The 15,442-nt window shown below is 71.1% G+C and carries 14 protein-coding genes and 1 tRNA gene; 11 read left to right on the top strand and 4 right to left on the bottom strand.

Going from position 1 to position 15,442, the window contains the following annotated elements:
- From ACI379_RS15175 to ACI379_RS15210, 8 genes are all read left to right on the top strand, one after another.
- On the top strand, positions 1-2,166 hold a 2,166-nt coding region (locus ACI379_RS15175), incomplete at its 5' end, for a hypothetical protein (RefSeq protein ID WP_439792946.1).
- Positions 2,167-2,988, top strand: a complete 822-nt coding sequence (locus tag ACI379_RS15180; protein ID WP_439792947.1) for a prepilin peptidase — start codon at positions 2,167-2,169, stop codon at positions 2,986-2,988.
- 50 nt (positions 2,989-3,038) lie between these two features.
- A complete protein-coding gene (gene pilM / locus ACI379_RS15185) occupies positions 3,039-4,121 on the top strand; it encodes a type IV pilus biogenesis protein PilM (RefSeq protein ID WP_439792948.1) in 1,083 nt (360 codons plus the stop codon).
- Positions 4,121-4,783, top strand: coding sequence for a hypothetical protein (locus ACI379_RS15190; RefSeq protein WP_439792949.1), 663 nt, complete (start codon positions 4,121-4,123; stop codon positions 4,781-4,783). The genes pilM and ACI379_RS15190 overlap by 1 nt, the downstream gene beginning before the upstream one ends.
- Positions 4,780-5,454, top strand: a complete 675-nt coding sequence (locus tag ACI379_RS15195; RefSeq protein WP_439792950.1) for a hypothetical protein — start codon at positions 4,780-4,782, stop codon at positions 5,452-5,454. The genes ACI379_RS15190 and ACI379_RS15195 overlap by 4 nt, the downstream gene beginning before the upstream one ends.
- Positions 5,455-5,459: 5 nt before the next feature.
- The gene (locus ACI379_RS15200) at positions 5,460-7,001 is read left to right on the top strand and encodes a GspE/PulE family protein (protein ID WP_439792951.1); all 1,542 of its coding nucleotides are present in this window, start codon (positions 5,460-5,462) and stop codon (positions 6,999-7,001) included.
- Positions 6,988-8,127 carry a type IV pilus twitching motility protein PilT gene (locus ACI379_RS15205; RefSeq protein ID WP_439792952.1) on the top strand — a complete coding sequence of 380 codons (1,140 nt, stop codon included), beginning with the start codon at positions 6,988-6,990 and terminating at the stop codon, positions 8,125-8,127. Before ACI379_RS15200 ends, ACI379_RS15205 begins: the two co-directional genes overlap by 14 nt.
- Positions 8,128-8,133: 6 nt before the next feature.
- Positions 8,134-9,372 carry a type II secretion system F family protein gene (locus ACI379_RS15210; RefSeq protein ID WP_439792953.1) on the top strand — a complete coding sequence of 413 codons (1,239 nt, stop codon included), beginning with the start codon at positions 8,134-8,136 and terminating at the stop codon, positions 9,370-9,372.
- A gap of 123 nt (positions 9,373-9,495) precedes the next feature.
- Here ACI379_RS15210 and ACI379_RS15215 read toward each other — a convergent pair.
- Positions 9,496-9,569: transfer RNA gene (locus ACI379_RS15215), tRNA-Pro, on the bottom strand.
- Positions 9,570-9,673: 104 nt separating this feature from the next.
- A complete protein-coding gene (locus tag ACI379_RS15220; protein WP_439792954.1) occupies positions 9,674-10,600 on the bottom strand; it encodes a metallophosphoesterase in 927 nt (308 codons plus the stop codon).
- A 56-nt stretch (positions 10,601-10,656) separates the two neighbouring features.
- Between ACI379_RS15220 and ACI379_RS15225 the strand changes: the two genes are divergently transcribed.
- Together ACI379_RS15225 and ACI379_RS15230 are read left to right on the top strand one after the other, a co-directional pair.
- Complete coding sequence (locus ACI379_RS15225; RefSeq protein WP_439792955.1) at positions 10,657-10,989, top strand: hypothetical protein; 333 nt, start codon at positions 10,657-10,659, stop codon at positions 10,987-10,989.
- Between the two features lie 50 nt (positions 10,990-11,039).
- The gene (locus tag ACI379_RS15230; RefSeq protein WP_439792956.1) at positions 11,040-11,498 is read left to right on the top strand and encodes a GatB/YqeY domain-containing protein; all 459 of its coding nucleotides are present in this window, start codon (positions 11,040-11,042) and stop codon (positions 11,496-11,498) included.
- 60 nt (positions 11,499-11,558) lie between these two features.
- Here ACI379_RS15230 and ACI379_RS15235 read toward each other — a convergent pair whose 3' ends face one another.
- The gene (locus ACI379_RS15235; protein WP_439792957.1) at positions 11,559-13,910 is read right to left on the bottom strand and encodes a transglycosylase domain-containing protein; all 2,352 of its coding nucleotides are present in this window, start codon (positions 13,908-13,910) and stop codon (positions 11,559-11,561) included.
- Positions 13,911-14,112: 202 nt separating this feature from the next.
- Between ACI379_RS15235 and ACI379_RS15240 the strand changes: the two genes are divergently transcribed.
- On the top strand, positions 14,113-14,394 hold the full coding sequence (locus ACI379_RS15240; protein ID WP_439792958.1) for a WhiB family transcriptional regulator: 282 nt from the start codon (positions 14,113-14,115) through the stop codon (positions 14,392-14,394).
- Positions 14,395-14,682: 288 nt separating this feature from the next.
- Here the strand turns inward: ACI379_RS15240 and ACI379_RS15245 are convergent.
- Positions 14,683-15,442 (bottom strand): ArsA family ATPase (locus tag ACI379_RS15245; protein ID WP_439792959.1); only part of this gene is annotated, 760 nt, incomplete at its 5' end.

A 15,442-nucleotide genomic window follows, 5' to 3' on the forward strand; every position in this document is an offset into this window, starting at 1 on the left:
GGTGGCGCGGTCACCCTGACCGACTCCCCGGTCTCCGGAGCCGTACGCACCAACGGCGCGGTGCAGGCCACCAACTCCACGATCACCGGCAAGGTCACCTCGCTCGCGCAGGGCGTGACGCTCACCAACTCCGGCTCCGGTGAGATCGTGGCCAAGGGCAACGTGACGACGAGCGGGACCGTACCGATCACCGGACCGGTGAGCGCGGGGGGCAACGTGGTCCTCACCACCAACGTGTCCGGCGACGTCGCCGCCAGCGGCACGATCAACGCTGCCAACGTCATGATCAGTGGAGCGGTGTCGTCCTCGGCCACCGGCTCCGAGTTCGTCGTCACGCTGGTGGACTCGGTCGTCGGCGGGACGGTGCAGACCAGCGGAGCAGGCGTGCAGGCGACCAGGGTGACACTCAACGGCGCGACCACCGCCGGCGGCCGTGTCTCCCTGACCGGACCGGTCACCACCAAGGCCATCAGCAGTACGGGGCGCATCGACGCCACCGGTGGGGGAACGTTGGGTGGAGACCTGACCACGAGCACGACCGCGACCGCCAGCCCGGCGGTGAGCATCACCGGGATGACCGTCAACGGATCCGTGCGGGCGAACCAGCTCGTCCGCCTCCTGGGCCGCAGCACCGTCAACGGGAGCGTCGAGTCCGCGGGGAACGTCGAGCAGACCGGGGGCCGGGTCACCGGCCGGGTGCTCGCCAACGGCTCCTACACCGGTACCCCGTCCACCGGCATCCAGGTGGACAAGTCGGTCATCGCCGGTGGCTCCGTCACGATCCAGAACGACACCGCCGACAACGCCACCCTGATCGGGGACGGCACCGCCGACCCGTCGATCTGGGCCGGCGGCAAGGTCACCCTGCGGGGGACCAAGGAAGCGATGACCACCGTGCGCGGCAAGGTCACCGGGCACGTGCGCTCCACCTCCAGCGCTCCGGCCATCGAGGTCCAGCGCACCTGGACGGTCACCGGGCAGCTCCAGGCCTCAGGGGCCAAGGCCACCCCCGAGACCTGCGGCGGCGAGGCGATCTGCTCGGAGGCGCAGAAGCTCAAGGACGCGGCCATCCCTGCGACTCCGGACGTGTACGGCTGCCGGCTGAAGGGGACGTCCCTCTGGTACACGTCGACGTACCCGACGAAGGCGGCGTGCGAGGCAGCCCCGTGGTACGACGGCAAGTGCCTGGCCAACTGCGAGTGGGTTGTGCGCACCCCGGGAACGCCGTACGTTCCGCCGGTCTACTGGCCCGCTGCCGCCACCGGCGCTGGCGCCGCTCCGACGGGCACCCGTCCCACCGCGCCCACGGCCACGGTCGCGGTACCCGCCGTGACGGTCACCATCCCCACCTCCATCGCGGGCGTCGACATCCCGCCGCCCGTCCCGGAGGCGCCCTCGGAGAACGACCTGACCGGGATCGACGGTGGCATCGTGCTCGACCAGGGCCACTGGCTGGACCTGGGCTACGAGGAGGTCAAGGCCGCGGCCGTCGAGTCGGGGTACACGAACGCGCTCACCTTCAGCGGCACCGACTGCAAGCGTGGCTGGGGCGGGATCACCGACAGCAAGGCCGAGCGGGACATCGCGAACGCGCTCACCCAGACCGGCCAGAAGTACCTGATCGACACGACGGGGTGCGCCGACCCGTTGACCGACGTGGTCGCCCTGCGCCGGGTCAACAGCGACGCCGTGCTCCTGGTGAAGAACTACGAGGTGGCCCTGAGCAGCTTCCTCGCCACCAACGGGACGCCGACCTCGCCGCGCCGCATCTACGTCATCCAGCCCGACAGCCAGTTCGACCGCGACCCGACCTGCAACAACAACAACGCGCCGGGCAACACGCAGGCCGCGGAGCAGACGGGCCGCAGCCGGTTCAAGTTCAGCTCGTCGTACGGCCGGGACAGCATCCACACGATGTACTACTCGCCGTGCGGCATGGGCGGCATCGGCGGCAACACCAACCTGACTGACATCTACGGCCAGGTCCTGATCGGGGCCTCGAGCTCGGCCGAGTTCGTCCAGTTCTTCTGCCGGCCGATGGCGCTGGGCAGCCGCCCGCTGTTCAACCTCACCTGCGACCTGCCGCAGCCGGCCTCGGACGTCGACGGCACCGGCGGCGTGAAGTCGTACCTGCTGGGTGCCGCGACCGTGCAGACGGAGCCGTGAGTGAGCGCATCGGTCCTCGTGGTCGCGCTCGCCGCCCTGCTGGGCGTGGTGATCGGCTCCTTCCTCAACGTCGTCGCCCTGCGGGTGCCGGCGGGGGTCTCCCTGCTCCGGGAGAGCCGCTGCCCCGGGTGTGACACCCCGGTGGCGTGGCGGCACAACGTGCCCGTGCTGGGATGGCTGGTGCTGCGTGGGCGCTGCGCGACGTGCGGCACGTCGATCCCGGGCCGGTACCCGCTCGTCGAGGCGGTCACGGGTCTGGCGTACGCCGGCGGCACCGCCCTGTGGTGGCACCGGCTCCCGTACGCGGACCTGCCGCAGGCCTCCGACTGGGTCGTGCTGGCCGCCTTCGGGGTCTTCGTCTCGGCGGGGATCGTCCTGACCCTCATCGACCTCGACACCCAGCGCCTTCCCGACGTGGTCGTGCTGCCCAGCACCGTCGTCACCGCCGTGCTGCTCACCCTCGCCTGCCTGCTGGGCGCCGGCTGGGAGCGGCTCGCGCACGCAGGCATCGGCGCGGTGGGGCTGTGGGCCTTCTACGCCCTCGTCCGCCTCGTCCGCCCCGACGGGATGGGCGGCGGCGACGTGAAGCTGGCCGTCCTCGTCGGCGGCTGCCTGGGCTGGGTCGGCTGGGGCGCGCTGTTCGTCGGCGCCCTCGCGGCCTTCGTCCTCGGCGGCGTCTTCGGCCTCGCCCTGCTGGCCCGCCGGCGCTCCGGCAGACGTACGACCGTCCCCTTCGGTCCCTGGATGCTCGGCGGCAGCTGGGTCGGGATCGTCGTCGGCCAGGCCGTCGGCGACGCCTACTGGCGCCTCGCCGGGCTCTAGCCCCGTACACAGATGACCCCCCGAACCACAGCAAGCAAGGAGTGACGGCCATGTCCAGCAGATCGATCGTCGGCCTCGAGATCGCCGAACGGTGGGTGCGTGGCGTCGAGCTGGTACGCCCCGGCTCGCGGCGTCCGACCGTCCGCGCCGTCGGCGAGGTCTCCCTGCCGCCCGGCGCCGCCCGCGACTCGGAGGTCCTCGACAGCGAGGCCGTCTCGGTCGCGCTGAGGCAGCTGTGGGTGCGTGCCGGGTTCGGCTCCAAGGACGTCGTCGTCGGCGTCGGCAACCGCCGCATCATCGTCCGGGAGCACGTCGCCCCGGCGCTCCCGCTGTCCCAGATCAAGCAGGCGCTGCGCTACCAGGTCCAGGAGCTGCTGCCGGTCCCGGTCGACCAGGCGGTGCTCGACTTCTACCCCGTCGAGCCCACCCGCACGGCGTCCGGCGAGGACGGCGTCCTGGGGCTCCTGGTCTCAGCCGTGACCGCCAACATCGACGGCCTGCTGGGCGCCGTCACCGGAGCCGGGCTCAACGTCGCCGGTGTCGACCTCGCGCCGTTCGGCCTGGCCCGGGCCGCCGCCCGCGTCGCCAAGCCGGGCGTGCCCACCCTCGTCGCCCACGTCGGCGCAGCCACGTCGTGGTTCGTGGTCGTCCAGGACGGGGTGTCCCGCTTCGTACGCATCGTCCCCGGCGGCGTGCCCGTCGCGCGTCCCGAGGAGCAGGCGACCGGGTGGGACGCCCTGGCGCGCCCCGACGACCTGCTCGCGCACGCCGGCGCCAACGGCGTCCAGCCCTCCGCCCTCAGCCCGTTCCCGTGGGCCGCCGGGGGCGCCGACGCCGCGTCCGGCACGACCGTGGCGGGATCCGGCGACCCGGTGCGCGACTTCGTCGCCGTCTTCACCGAGACGCGCGACTTCTACGAACGGGCCCATCCGGGCAAGCCCGTCGGGCAGGTGCTGCTCACCGGTGAGGGGGCGACGCATCCCGACCTGGCCGCCCGGCTCGACGCGGTCTCCGACGTCGACGTCGTCGCGTTCGGCCTGTCCGACGCCTTCGACGTCGCCGCCCAGCCCGAACCTGTCCAGGACCGCGCCGCCCTCAGCGCGGCCGGCATCGCCGTCGGAGGTGAGGCGTGATGGCTCTGACACTGACCTCGCGGGAGCCCGCGATCGTGTACGGCGCCCCGCCGCGCGTCGATCTGCTGCCCCCTGCGGAGAAGGATCGGCGGTCGCTGGCCCAGCTCAAGCGTCGCTGGGTGCTGGCCGTGCTGGCCGTCCTCGGTGCCGCGGCCCTGGTGGTCCTGGCGGCCCTGGCGCTCCGGTTCCAGGCCAGCCTGTCGGTGGGTGCGGCCGAGGACCACCGGGCCGAGCTGCAGAGCGACCTGGCCCAGTACTCCGACGTCTCCGGGCTGGTCTCGGAGCGGGACGCCCTCGTCGGCAAGCGGGCCCAGGCCATGGCCGCGGACATGAGCTGGACCAAGCCGTACCGGCTGCTCGCCCCGGCCCTGCCCAACGGGGCCCGTCTCACCGGCTTCTCCGCCGCCTCCGGCGGCGAGGCGTCCGCGGACCCGGCCGACCTGGGGCTCAAGGCCGTCGTCACGGTCTCCTCCGGCCGGGCCATCGACCAGGCCATCGTCCTGGACGCGTTCGCGCAGGTCGAGCACGTCGCCGACGTCGACATGCTCGGGCTGGAGCAGGCCGAGGGCGTCTACACGTACCGGATCTACGTCGCCTTCGACCAGGGCATCTACAACAAGCGGTTCCAGACCGGCGCGGCAACGCAGGAGGACGGCCAGTGAACAAGCAGACCACCACGCTCGCGGGCGTCGCGGCGATCGTCGTCATCATCGCGGCCGCCGTGCTGCTGGGCGTCCTCCCGCAGCAGCGGGCGGCCTCCCAGGCGCGTACCGACGAGGCCGGTCTCACCCAGACCAACTCGCTGCTCAACGTCCAGCTGGCCTCCCTGGCCCAGCAGAGCAAGGACCGGGACGGACTGGACGCGGAGCTCGACGAGCTGCGCAGCCAGATCCCCGGCACCGCCGACCTGGCCAGCGTGACCCGGGTGATCGTCAACGCCCTCGCGTCGCCCGACGGCTCCGCCGGCGCGACGCTGGTGTCGATCACGCCCCAGGTGCCGCCGGTCGCGTTCACGCCCCGCGAGCAGCTGACCCGTGACGTCGGGGAGCCCGAGGTGCCGCAGACCCTGGTCGCCGAGACCACCGAGCCGCTGCCGGCCGGGACGTTCCAGGAGATCCCGCTGACCATCACGGCCACCGCCGTCGACGTGCCGGCCGCCTTCCTGTTTGTCGACCGGCTCAACACCGGGCCCCGGCTGCTGGCGGTGCACCACGTCCAGATCGTCCGCGAGGAGTCCGGCTCCGACAGCGCCGGAACGGTGAAGGTCGTCGTGGTGGGTGCCGCGTACCTGCAGCCCGGCGCCCAGCCGGCGACGGCCGGGTCCGCCGGGTGACGACGATGACTGAGTCCGAGGAGGCCGGTGACCGTACCCTCGCCCACGGACAGCTCCGCGTCGACCTCACCGAGGGGACCATCCCGGCCCGGACGATCCAGATGGTCCCGGCGGGGCTGTGCCGGCGCCACCAGGTGCTGCCCCTGAAGCTGGACGCCGGCCGCCTCATGCTGGCCATGGTCGACCCGCGCGACATCGTCGCCATCGACGACGTCGCCAGCGTCACCGGCCTGCAGGTCGTCTCCGTCCGGGCCACCGCCGAGGGGATGGCGTACGCGCTCGACCGCTACCTGCGCTCCGACGACGAGCTCGACGCGCTCCAGTCGGAGCTGCTGGTCACGGCCGAGGAGACGGAGGTCGACACCGGCCGCGACGTCGAGGACGACACCCCGATCGTCCGGTTCGTGAACCTGCTCATCGCGCAGGCGATCGCCGACCGCGCCTCCGACATCCACATCGAGCCCGGCGAGCGCGACGTGAAGGTGCGGTACCGCATCGACGGCGTGCTGCACGAGATGCAGGTCGCGGACGCCGCCATCAAGCACGGCATCGTCAGCCGGATCAAGATCATGGCCGAGATCGACATCGCCGAGCGCCGCAAGCCGCAGGACAGCCGCCTGACGGTGGTCCACGCCGGCCGTACGGTCGACGTGCGCGTCGCGACGCTGCCGACCGTGTGGGGCGAGAAGGTCGTCATGCGGATCCTGGACCACTCGGCCTCCGAGCTGGCCCTCGACGACCTGGCGATGAGCGAGCTCAACATCTCCCGCTTCACCGCCGCGATCTCACGGCCCCACGGCATGGTGCTGGTCACCGGTCCGACCGGGTCGGGCAAGTCGACCACCCTGTACACCGCGGTCTCCCACGTGAGCAGCCCCGCGATCAACGTCATCACCGTCGAGGACCCCGTCGAGCTGCGGCTCGAGGGGATCAGCCAGGTGCAGATCAACCCGCGCGCCGGGCTCACCTTCGCCAGCGCCCTGCGCTCGATCCTGCGCGCGGACCCCGACGTGGTCCTGGTGGGGGAGATCCGCGACCACGAGACCGCCGCGATCTCGGTCGAGGCGTCGCTGACCGGCCACCTCGTGCTCTCAACGATGCACACCAACGACGCGCCCAGCGCGATGACGCGGCTCACCGAGATCGGCGTCGAGCCGTTCCTGGTCGGTACGGCCGTCACCTGCGTGGTCGCCCAGCGCCTGGCCCGCAGGCTGTGCCAGCGGTGCAAGGTCCCGTACGTCGAGGACCTCGCGCTGGCGCGCTCGGTGGGCCTGCCGGTCGCCGACGACGCCGACGCGGGGCCCCAGCTGTACCGCGCCGCCGGGTGCTCGTACTGCGCCAACACCGGCTACCGGGGGCGCATCGCGCTGCACGAGATCATGCCGGTCAGCGAGGAGATCGAGCACCTGGTCGTCGAGCGCCGCCCCGCCTCGGAGGTACGCGCCGTCGCCGTCGCCGAGGGGATGGTCCCGCTGCGCGCGGACGGCCTGGAGAAGGTCCTGTCCGGACTCACCACGATCGAGGAGGTCCTCCGTGTCTCTGCCTGACCTTGACCGGATCCTGCGTACGGCCGTCGCCGCCCGCGCGTCCGACGTCCACCTGGCGCCCACCTCGCCGGCCCTGGCCAGGGTCGACGCCGAGCTGGTCCCGGTCGGCGGGGACACCACCCCGCTGGACCCCGACTGGCTCGAGGACACCCTCGTCGGGATCCTCCCCGAGGCCCAGCGCGACCAGTTCCACGTGCACCGCGAGGTGGACCTGTCGTACACGGTGCCGGGCGTGGCCCGTTTCCGCGTCAACATGTACCAGGAGCTGCGCGGCGTCGCGGCCGCCTTCCGACCCATCGCCGAGTCGATCCGGTCGCTGGACTCGATGAACCTGCCGCCGATCGTCAAGCAGCTCGCCATGCTGCCCCGCGGGCTGGTGCTGGTCACGGGAGCCACCGGCTCCGGCAAGTCGACGACGCTGGCGGGGATGATCGACGCGATCAACGCCGAGCGCAGCGTGCACGTCGTCACCGTCGAGGACCCGATCGAGTTCGTGCACACCAACAAGAGGGCGCTGATCAACCAGCGCGAGGTGGGTACGGACACCCGCTCGTTCGCGGAGGCGCTGCGCCGGGTGCTGCGCCAGGACCCCGACGTCATCCTCATCGGCGAGCTCCGCGACCTGGAGACGATGGAGGTCGCGCTGACCGCGGCCGAGACGGGCCACCTCGTCTTCGGCACCCTGCACACCCAGGGCGCGGCCAACTCGATCAACCGCATCGTCGACGCGTTCCCCGCCCACCAGCAGAACCAGGTGCGCGCCCAGCTCTCCGACACCCTCCAGGGCGTGGTCAGCCAGACCCTGCTGCGCCGGGCGAGCGGCACCGGGCGGGTCGCCGCGACCGAGATCATGGTCCGCACCAACGCCGTCGCCAACCTGGTCCGCGAGGGGCAGGTCTCGCAGCTCTACTCGGCGATCCAGACCGGGTCCACGTACGGCATGCACACCCTCGACCAGGACCTGCGGCGACTGGTCGAGAAGGGGGAGATCTCGATCCACGAGGCCCTGCGGGTGGTCGTGGACGCGACGGCGCTGGACAACGTGGTGGTCCGTCCCGAGGGCCACCTCGACTCCTGGTCCGCCCCCGTGCAGTCCCTGCAGAGTGCACTCCAGAGCCAGAGGTGACCTGACATGAGCGTGATGCACGAGTTCAAGTACGAGGCGGTCAACCCGGCCAGCGGGGAGGCGGTCAAGGGGTCGATGGAGGCGGGCAGCGAGGGCGCCGTCGTCAGCCGGCTGCGCGCGCAGGGCCTCACCCCTGTCACCGTGGCCACCGTCGACAAGACGGGCCTCAACCGGGACGTGAGGATCCCCGGCTTCGGCAACAAGGTGAAGCTGAAGTCCGTCGCGGTCTTCGCGCGGCAGATGGCGGCGCTGACCACGGCGGGCCTGCCGCTGATGCGGGCGCTCCAGCTGGTCGCCGAGCAGACCGAGGACAAGGTGCTCGCCAAGGGCCTGGCCCAGGTGGCGCGCGACGTCGAGGGCGGCCAGTCGTTCTCCCTGGCGCTGTCCCACCAGCCCACCGTCTTCCCGCCGCTGCTCACCAACGTGGTGCGCGTGGGCGAGTCCGGCGGCTTCCTGTCGCGGGCGCTGGAGTCGGTGGCGGTCACGTACCAGAAGGAGGTGGACCTGCGCGGCAAGGTGCGGTCCGCCATGACGTACCCGGCGATCATCTTCGTCATCGCCATCGTCGCGATGATCGGCATGGTGACCTTCGTGGTGCCCGTCTTCGAGAAGATGTTCTCCTCGATGGACGCCCAGCTGCCGCTGCCGACCCGGATCCTGGTGGGGATCTCCCACAACATGACGTGGATCCTGCCGCTGCTGGTCGTGGGACTGGTCGTCTTCGGCGGTTGGTGGCGCCTCAACAAGCACCGCGACCACGTCCGCAAGGTCAAGGACGGTCTGCTGCTGCGGCTGCCGGTGTTCGGGCCGCTGCTCAACAAGATCGCCATCAACCGCTTCGCGCGGAACCTGGCCATGATGCTCAACGCCGGCGTACCCATCCTCCAGGCCCTCGACATCGTCCGCTCGGTCGCCAACAACTGGCCGGTCGAGAAGGCGATCGAGGCGATCAGCGAGGGGATGCGGCAGGGTCGCTCCTTCACCTCGCCGCTCGCCGACCACCCGGTCTTCCCCTCGCTGGTGTCGCAGATGGTCGCCGTGGGTGAGGAGTCCGGCTCGCTCGGCGCGATGCTCGACAACGTCGCCGACTACTACGACATGGAGATCGAGCAGGCCACCGAGTCGCTGTCGAGTGCCATCGAGCCGCTGCTCATGGTCTTCCTCGGCGTCGTCGTCGGCGGCATGGTGATCGCGCTCTACCTGCCGATGTTCAGCCTGTACGACACGATGAACTCGCAGGGCTGAGGTCGTCGACCGGGTGGAGGAGTCTGTGGGTCATCCGGTGACCCGCAGACTCCTCGGCCTCGCGGCCCGACGCCCCAGAAACGGAAGAACTCCCGGATCCAGTGGATCCGGGAGTTCTTGCTGTCGGGCTGACAGGATTTGAACCTGCGGCCTCCTCGTCCCGAACGAGGCGCGCTACCAAACTGCGCCACAGCCCGATGCTCTTGCCGCATGACGGCACACGAGCAAGCGAAACCATACCCGAGGCGTCCGGCGCACCAGAAATCGCCCCCCGTGTACGGGACGCACCCGCCACGCGGGGTCAGCCGGTCGGCGGCGTCAGGGTGAGCAGGGTGGCCTCGGGCCGGCACGCGACCCGCAGCCGGATGTACGGGTTGGTGCCCAGGCCCGCGGAGACGTGCAGCCACGTCGAGCCCGCGTCGCCGGGGGTCGAGTCGGCCGGGTGGCGGTGCAGGCCGCGCGCGCGGGCGGGCTCCAGGTCGCAGTTCGTCGTCAGCGCCCGGCCTCCCGGCAGACACACCTGGCCGCCGTGCGTGTGGCCGGCGATCACGGCGTCGTACCCGTCGGAGGCGAACTGGTCGAGGACCCGCAGGTACGGCGCGTGGGTGACCCCGAGCCGTACGTCCGCGGCCGGGTCGGCGGGCCCCGCGACCCGGGCCAGGTCGTCGTACGACAGGTGCGGGTCGTCGACGCCGGCGAACGCGAACCGCAGCCCCGCCACCTCCAGGCCCCCGAACCCGTTGGTCAGGTCGAGCCAGCCCGCGCCGGTGAAGCGCTCCACCAGCGCCGGCCACGGCAGCTGCGGCACCTCGGTGTTGCGCTCGCCGTCGTCGGGCAGCAGGTACGCCAGCGGGTTGCGCATCCCGGGGGAGAAGTAGTCGTTGGAGCCGAGGACGAAGACGCCGGGGACGTCCAGCAGCCCGCCCAGCGAGTCGGCCACCACGTCGACCGAGCGGGCGTGGGCCAGGTTGTCGCCGGTGTTGACGACCAGGTCGGGCTCGAGCGCCGCCAGCGACCGCAGCCACTCCTGCTTGCGGGTCTGGTCGGGCGTCATGTGGATGTCGGAGAGGTGCAGCACCTTCAGCGGCTCCGCGCCCGGCGGCAGCAGCGGCAGGGTGACGTGCCTCAGCGTGTACTGCCGGGCCTCCCAGGCCGCGTACGCGGTCAGCGCCCCGCCGGCGAGGACACCGGCAGCGGCGGTACGGCGGAGCAGCGGGAGGACGGGCACCGCACAAGGCTCGCACACCGGCCCCAGAGGCGCGGGCGCGCTGCTACCTTCCGCCCATGACGAGACGGGCCCTGACGTGGGCCGCGGTGGTGGTGGCCAACCTGGTGCTCGGGGGCCTCCTCCTGTTTCCGCTGTGGATGCTGGCCCTGCTCGTGGACTTCTTCGTCCTCGGGCCGCTCGGCCTCACCGACCTGAGCGGGATGGTCGACGAGACCGCTGGCAGCGTGCTCGTGATGGCTCTCCCGTGGGTTCTGGCGGGTGCAGCCGGCTTCTGGCTGGCGAACCGGCTCCTGCAGCGCGTACTGCGGGTGAGGGGGGCGGCTGCCTGGGTGGTCGCCGTCGGGTGCGCGCTCCTCCCTGCCGCCGTGCTCCTGCTCGGTAGCCGCTGACGCGGGTCAGCGCGGCCGAAACGGTTCGACACGGCTGCCACAATGGAGCCATGAGTGCTCTCAAGGACCGTCTCCGTGCCGACCTCACCGCCTCCATCAAGGCGCGCGACGAGGTCCGCTCCTCGACCCTGCGCATGGTGCTGACCGCCGTCACCAACGCCGAGGTCGCCGGCAAGGTCGCCAAGGAGCTCACCGACGACGACGTCCTCGGCGTCCTGACCAGCGAGTCCAAGAAGCGTCGCGAGGCCGCCGTCGCGTTCGAGGAGGGCGGCCGCGCCGAGATGGCGGCCAAGGAGAAGGCCGAGGCCGCGGTGATCGCGGACTACCTGCCCGAGCCGCTCAGCGCTGAGGAGATCAGCGCGCTCGTGGCCGCCGCCATCGAGTCCACCGGCGCAGCCGAGCTCGGGATGAAGGGCATGGGCAAGGTGATGGGCGTCGTCACGCCGCAGGTGAAGGGCCGCGCGGACGGCGGCGTCGTCGCCGCCGAGGTGCGCAAGCAGCTCGGCTGACGCGTCAGGTCTCGACAGGCTCGACCACCGCGTCCCGGTGGTCGAGCCTGTCGAAACGCGTCAGTCCCTGCCGCGCCCGTCGCCGGGTCCGCGGCCGCGGTCCTTCTTCTTGTTCTTCTTGTCCGGCTTGGGCTTCACACCGGTCGACGGGTACAGCGTGATGGTGTCGCCGGAGCCGAACATCTCGTACGCGCCCGGGCTGGTCGCCGCGACGGTCCCCTCGGCGTAGCCGGAGTTCATCGCGTATCCCACGGTGACCTTGAAGCCCTTGGCCTCCAGCGTGCTGGTCGCCGACGAGATCGACATCCCACGTACGTCCGGGACGGCCGTCAGCACGCCCGCCACCTCGGTGCCGGCGGGCGCCACGAAGTCGTCGGAGGAGAGGTACTGGGTGATCGCCGACATCGCGTCACCCCACATCGGCCCGGCCAGGCCGGAACCGGAGGCGCTGGAGACGTAGCTGCCGCCGACGTACAGGCCGTTGAGCGAGCGCCAGTCGCCGTCGGCCTCGGCGCCCGCGATCATCGACGCGGTGGCCAGGTCGGGGGTGTAGCCCACGAACCACACCGACTTGTTGTCCTGGGTCGTACCGGTCTTGCCGGCCGAGTAGACGCCGGAGGGCCGGAAGCCGGAACCGAAGCCGCCCTCCATGACACCGCGCAGGATGTCGTTGACCGCGTCGGCGGTGGTCTGCGGCAGCACCTGCTCGCAGTCGGGCTTGTACTCGGCGATGACCTGGCCGTCGGCGCCCTGCACCTTGTCGACGGGGCGGGCCTCGCAGTGGATGCCGCGGTTGGCGAACGTCGCGTACGCCTGCGCCATCTCGACGGGGTTGGAGTCGCTGACGCCGAGGATCCACGAGGGGACCTGCTGGGCCTCGGGGATGTTGACGCCCATGTCCTCGGCCAGCTGCAGCGGCTCGCACATGCCGGTCCGGGTCTCGAGCTGGGCGAAGAAGGTGTTCACCGAGTTCTGGGTGCCGGTGTAGAGGTTGTAGGAGCCGTGCCCGGTCGAGTTGCTGACCGGCCAGCCGCTGCTGCCGTAGTACGGGCCGTCGCAGGTCTCGAACTCGGCGTCCGGGATGAACATCGACTGCGGGGAGTTGATCTGCGTGTTGAGCGGGATGCCCTGACGAATCGCGGCGGCCAGCACGAACACCTTGAACGTCGACCCGGCCTGGAAGCCGTTGGCGTCGCCGTACTGCTCGGGCACCGCGTAGTTGAGGTGCGTCTCGCCCTTCTTGCGGTTGGTGCCCATCGGTCGGGACTGCGCGATCGCGCGCACCGCACCGGTCTTGGGCTCCACCATCGCCAGGCCACCGACGGCCTGGTCGGTGGCGTACACGTGGTTGGAGACGGACTCGTCAGCAGCCTTCTGCATGCGCATGTCGAGGTTGGTGTGGATGGTGAGTCCACCGTTCTTGAGCTTGCGCAGGCGCTCGGTGGGGCCCTCGCCGAAGGCGGGGTCCTCCATCAGGTAGCGCACCACGTAGTCGCAGTAGAACTGCGCCTGCGACTGCTGGCAGCCGTTGGGCGAGTCCTCGATCTTGAGGCCCAGCTTCTGCTTCTTGAGCTTGGCCGCCTGCTCCTCGGGGATGACGCTCAGCTCGGCCATCCGGTCGAGCACCGTGTTGCGGCGGTCGAGCGCGCGCTCCTTGTTCTTCACGGGGTTGTAGCCGTTGGGGTTCTTCACCAGTCCGGCCAGCGTCGCGGCCTGCTTGACGTTGAGGTCCTTGGCGTTGACCGAGAAGTAGTGCCGCGCGGCGGCCTGGATGCCGTGCGCCCCGTCGCCAAAGTAGGCGATGTTGAGGTAGCGCTCGAGGATCCAGTCCTTGCTGTACTCCTCCTCCATCGCCACCGCGTACCGCAGCTCACGGAGCTTGCGCTCGTAGGTGTCCGCGGTCGCCTCGGCGCGCTCCTCCTCGCCGTCGGCCTGGTTGACCAGGGTCAGCTTCACCAGCTGCTGGGTGATCGAGGAACCACCCTGCTGCACCGCGCCACCGCCCGCCTGGTTGGTCACGAACGCGCGGATCGTGCCCTTCAGGTCGAGCGCGCCGTGCTGGTAGAAGCGGTAGTCCTCGATCGAGACGATCGCCTCGGTCATCCGCCGTGAGATCTGCGACAGCGGCACGCTGATGCGGTTCTCGTCGTACAGCGAGGCGATGAGGTCGCCGTTGACGTCGTAGATGCGCGTCTTCTGCGACAGGTCCTCGGTCTCGAGGTCGGCCGGCAGGTCGTCGACGCCCTTGGAGACGTCCTTGGCGACCACGCTCAGCACGCCCGCGAACGGGAGGGTGAGGCAGGCGACGAGCAGGCCCATCACGACGGCGACGGCCATCATGACTCCCAGGTGGGCGGCCACGCGTCGGGGCGTGCGCGCGTCCTGGTCGACGGGCGGTACGGGTGCGGACATGAGGTGCAGCCTACCGGGGCCCTTGTACCACTCCACCTTCGTTGGTGTGGGGCAATTGACAGGTCATGTAGTCCGAAATGACTATATGTTTTGGGCCGGGTGGTGGTGTCTAGACCGTCTGGGCTCGATTACTTTCGACGGAAGGGATGAATCAGCCGTCATGGGGGCGGCAGATCAGTCCCTGAGATCGTGGGGAAAAATCATGTGGGTCGAGGACTGGGCGCCGCGCGCGGCGTGCAAGGGCGAGACGCCGGACGCGCTGTTCGTGCGCGGAGCTGAGCAGAACAAGGCCAAGCAGGTGTGCAGCGGTTGCCCGGTGCGCACGGAGTGCCTCGCCGAGGCCCTCGACAACCAGATCGAGTGGGGCGTCTGGGGCGGCATGACCGAGCGTGAGCGCCGCGCCCTGCTGCGTCGCCGCCCGGGCACCTCCTGGCGCAACATCCTCGAGACCGCCCGCACCGGCAACGTGCCGGTCGACGCCTGATCCAGCCGTACAGCTGAGGGGCCGCTCCCGAGGCGGCCGCTGGGCCGCTCCCGAGGCGGTGAGGCGTGCCAGGTGCGCCTGGGCGCGGGTCCGGGCCGTGTTGTGGTCGACGCCTGCGTCATACGTACGCGCGTTCGGGAGTCGCGCGTCATACGCACGCGGCGTCGGGAGCCTCGCGTCATACGTACGCGGGATCGAAGGGCCTTCCGTCAGGCGTTTCCGGACCTATAGGTGCGGCTTCGGATGACGCAACCCGGGCGCCCACACGTTCGTACGACGCAACGCCCGTCAGAGTGGCGGTTCGGCCAGGCTCGCGCCGACGGCGCGCAACCCGTCGAGGTCGTGCACATCGTCGGCCATCGCGGGCACGACCGTGCACCGTACGCGCGGGTGCGCCGCGGTGAACCGTTCGCGCAGCGTCGTCTCGCGCGCGTGGATGCGCGCCCGGTCGGCGTGCAGGCGCAGCAGCCCGACGGTCGTGGCGTGCGCAGGGTCCTCGCCGAGCCGGTCGGCGGCCGCGACCGCCTCCTCAGCAGACAGGTCGCCGGCCGGCGGGGTGCTGGCCCGGTTGACGACCAGGCCTGCGAGCGGCATCTGGTCGTCGGTGAGGCGCTCCACGAAGTACGCGGCCTCCCGCAGGGCGTCCGGCTCCGGGGCCGCGACCACCATGAACGCCGTCCCGTCGGCCTGCAGCAGCGCGAACGTCTGCTCCGCTCGCGCCCGGAAGCCGCCGAACAGGGTGTCGAAGGCGGCCACGAAGGTCTGCATGTCGGTGAGCACCTGCGCGCCGAGGATCTTGTTGAGCGCCCCGGTGATCGCGCCCAGCCCCATCGTCATCAGCCGTGCGGGCCCCTTCGCGGGCGCCAGCAGCAGCCGGATGAACCGGCCGTCCAGGAAGCTCGACAGGTGCTCGGGGGCGTCGAGGAAGTCCAGCGCCGACCGGGCCGGCGGGGTGTCGACCACGATCAGGTCCCACCCGGCGGCCTCGTCCTTGCGCAGCTGGCCCAGCTTCTCCATCGCCATGTACTCCTGCGTGCCGGCGAAGGAG

This window comes from Nocardioides sp. (genome assembly GCF_051876515.1).
Classification (GTDB): domain Bacteria; phylum Actinomycetota; class Actinomycetes; order Propionibacteriales; family Nocardioidaceae; genus Nocardioides.

Excerpts from the sequence above, each read along its gene's own strand:
- pilM (WP_439792948.1), top strand. The coding sequence starts at position 3,039 with ATGTCCAGCAGATCGATCGTCGGCCTCGAGATCGCCGAACGGTGGGTG.
- ACI379_RS15190 (WP_439792949.1), top strand. The coding sequence starts at position 4,121 with ATGGCTCTGACACTGACCTCGCGGGAGCCCGCGATCGTGTACGGCGCC.
- ACI379_RS15200 (WP_439792951.1), top strand. The coding sequence starts at position 5,460 with ATGACTGAGTCCGAGGAGGCCGGTGACCGTACCCTCGCCCACGGACAG.
- ACI379_RS15210 (WP_439792953.1), top strand. The coding sequence starts at position 8,134 with ATGAGCGTGATGCACGAGTTCAAGTACGAGGCGGTCAACCCGGCCAGC.
- ACI379_RS15225 (WP_439792955.1), top strand. The coding sequence starts at position 10,657 with ATGACGAGACGGGCCCTGACGTGGGCCGCGGTGGTGGTGGCCAACCTG.
- ACI379_RS15230 (WP_439792956.1), top strand. The coding sequence starts at position 11,040 with ATGAGTGCTCTCAAGGACCGTCTCCGTGCCGACCTCACCGCCTCCATC.
- ACI379_RS15235 (WP_439792957.1), bottom strand. The coding sequence starts at position 13,910 with ATGTCCGCACCCGTACCGCCCGTCGACCAGGACGCGCGCACGCCCCGA.
- ACI379_RS15240 (WP_439792958.1), top strand. The coding sequence starts at position 14,113 with ATGTGGGTCGAGGACTGGGCGCCGCGCGCGGCGTGCAAGGGCGAGACG.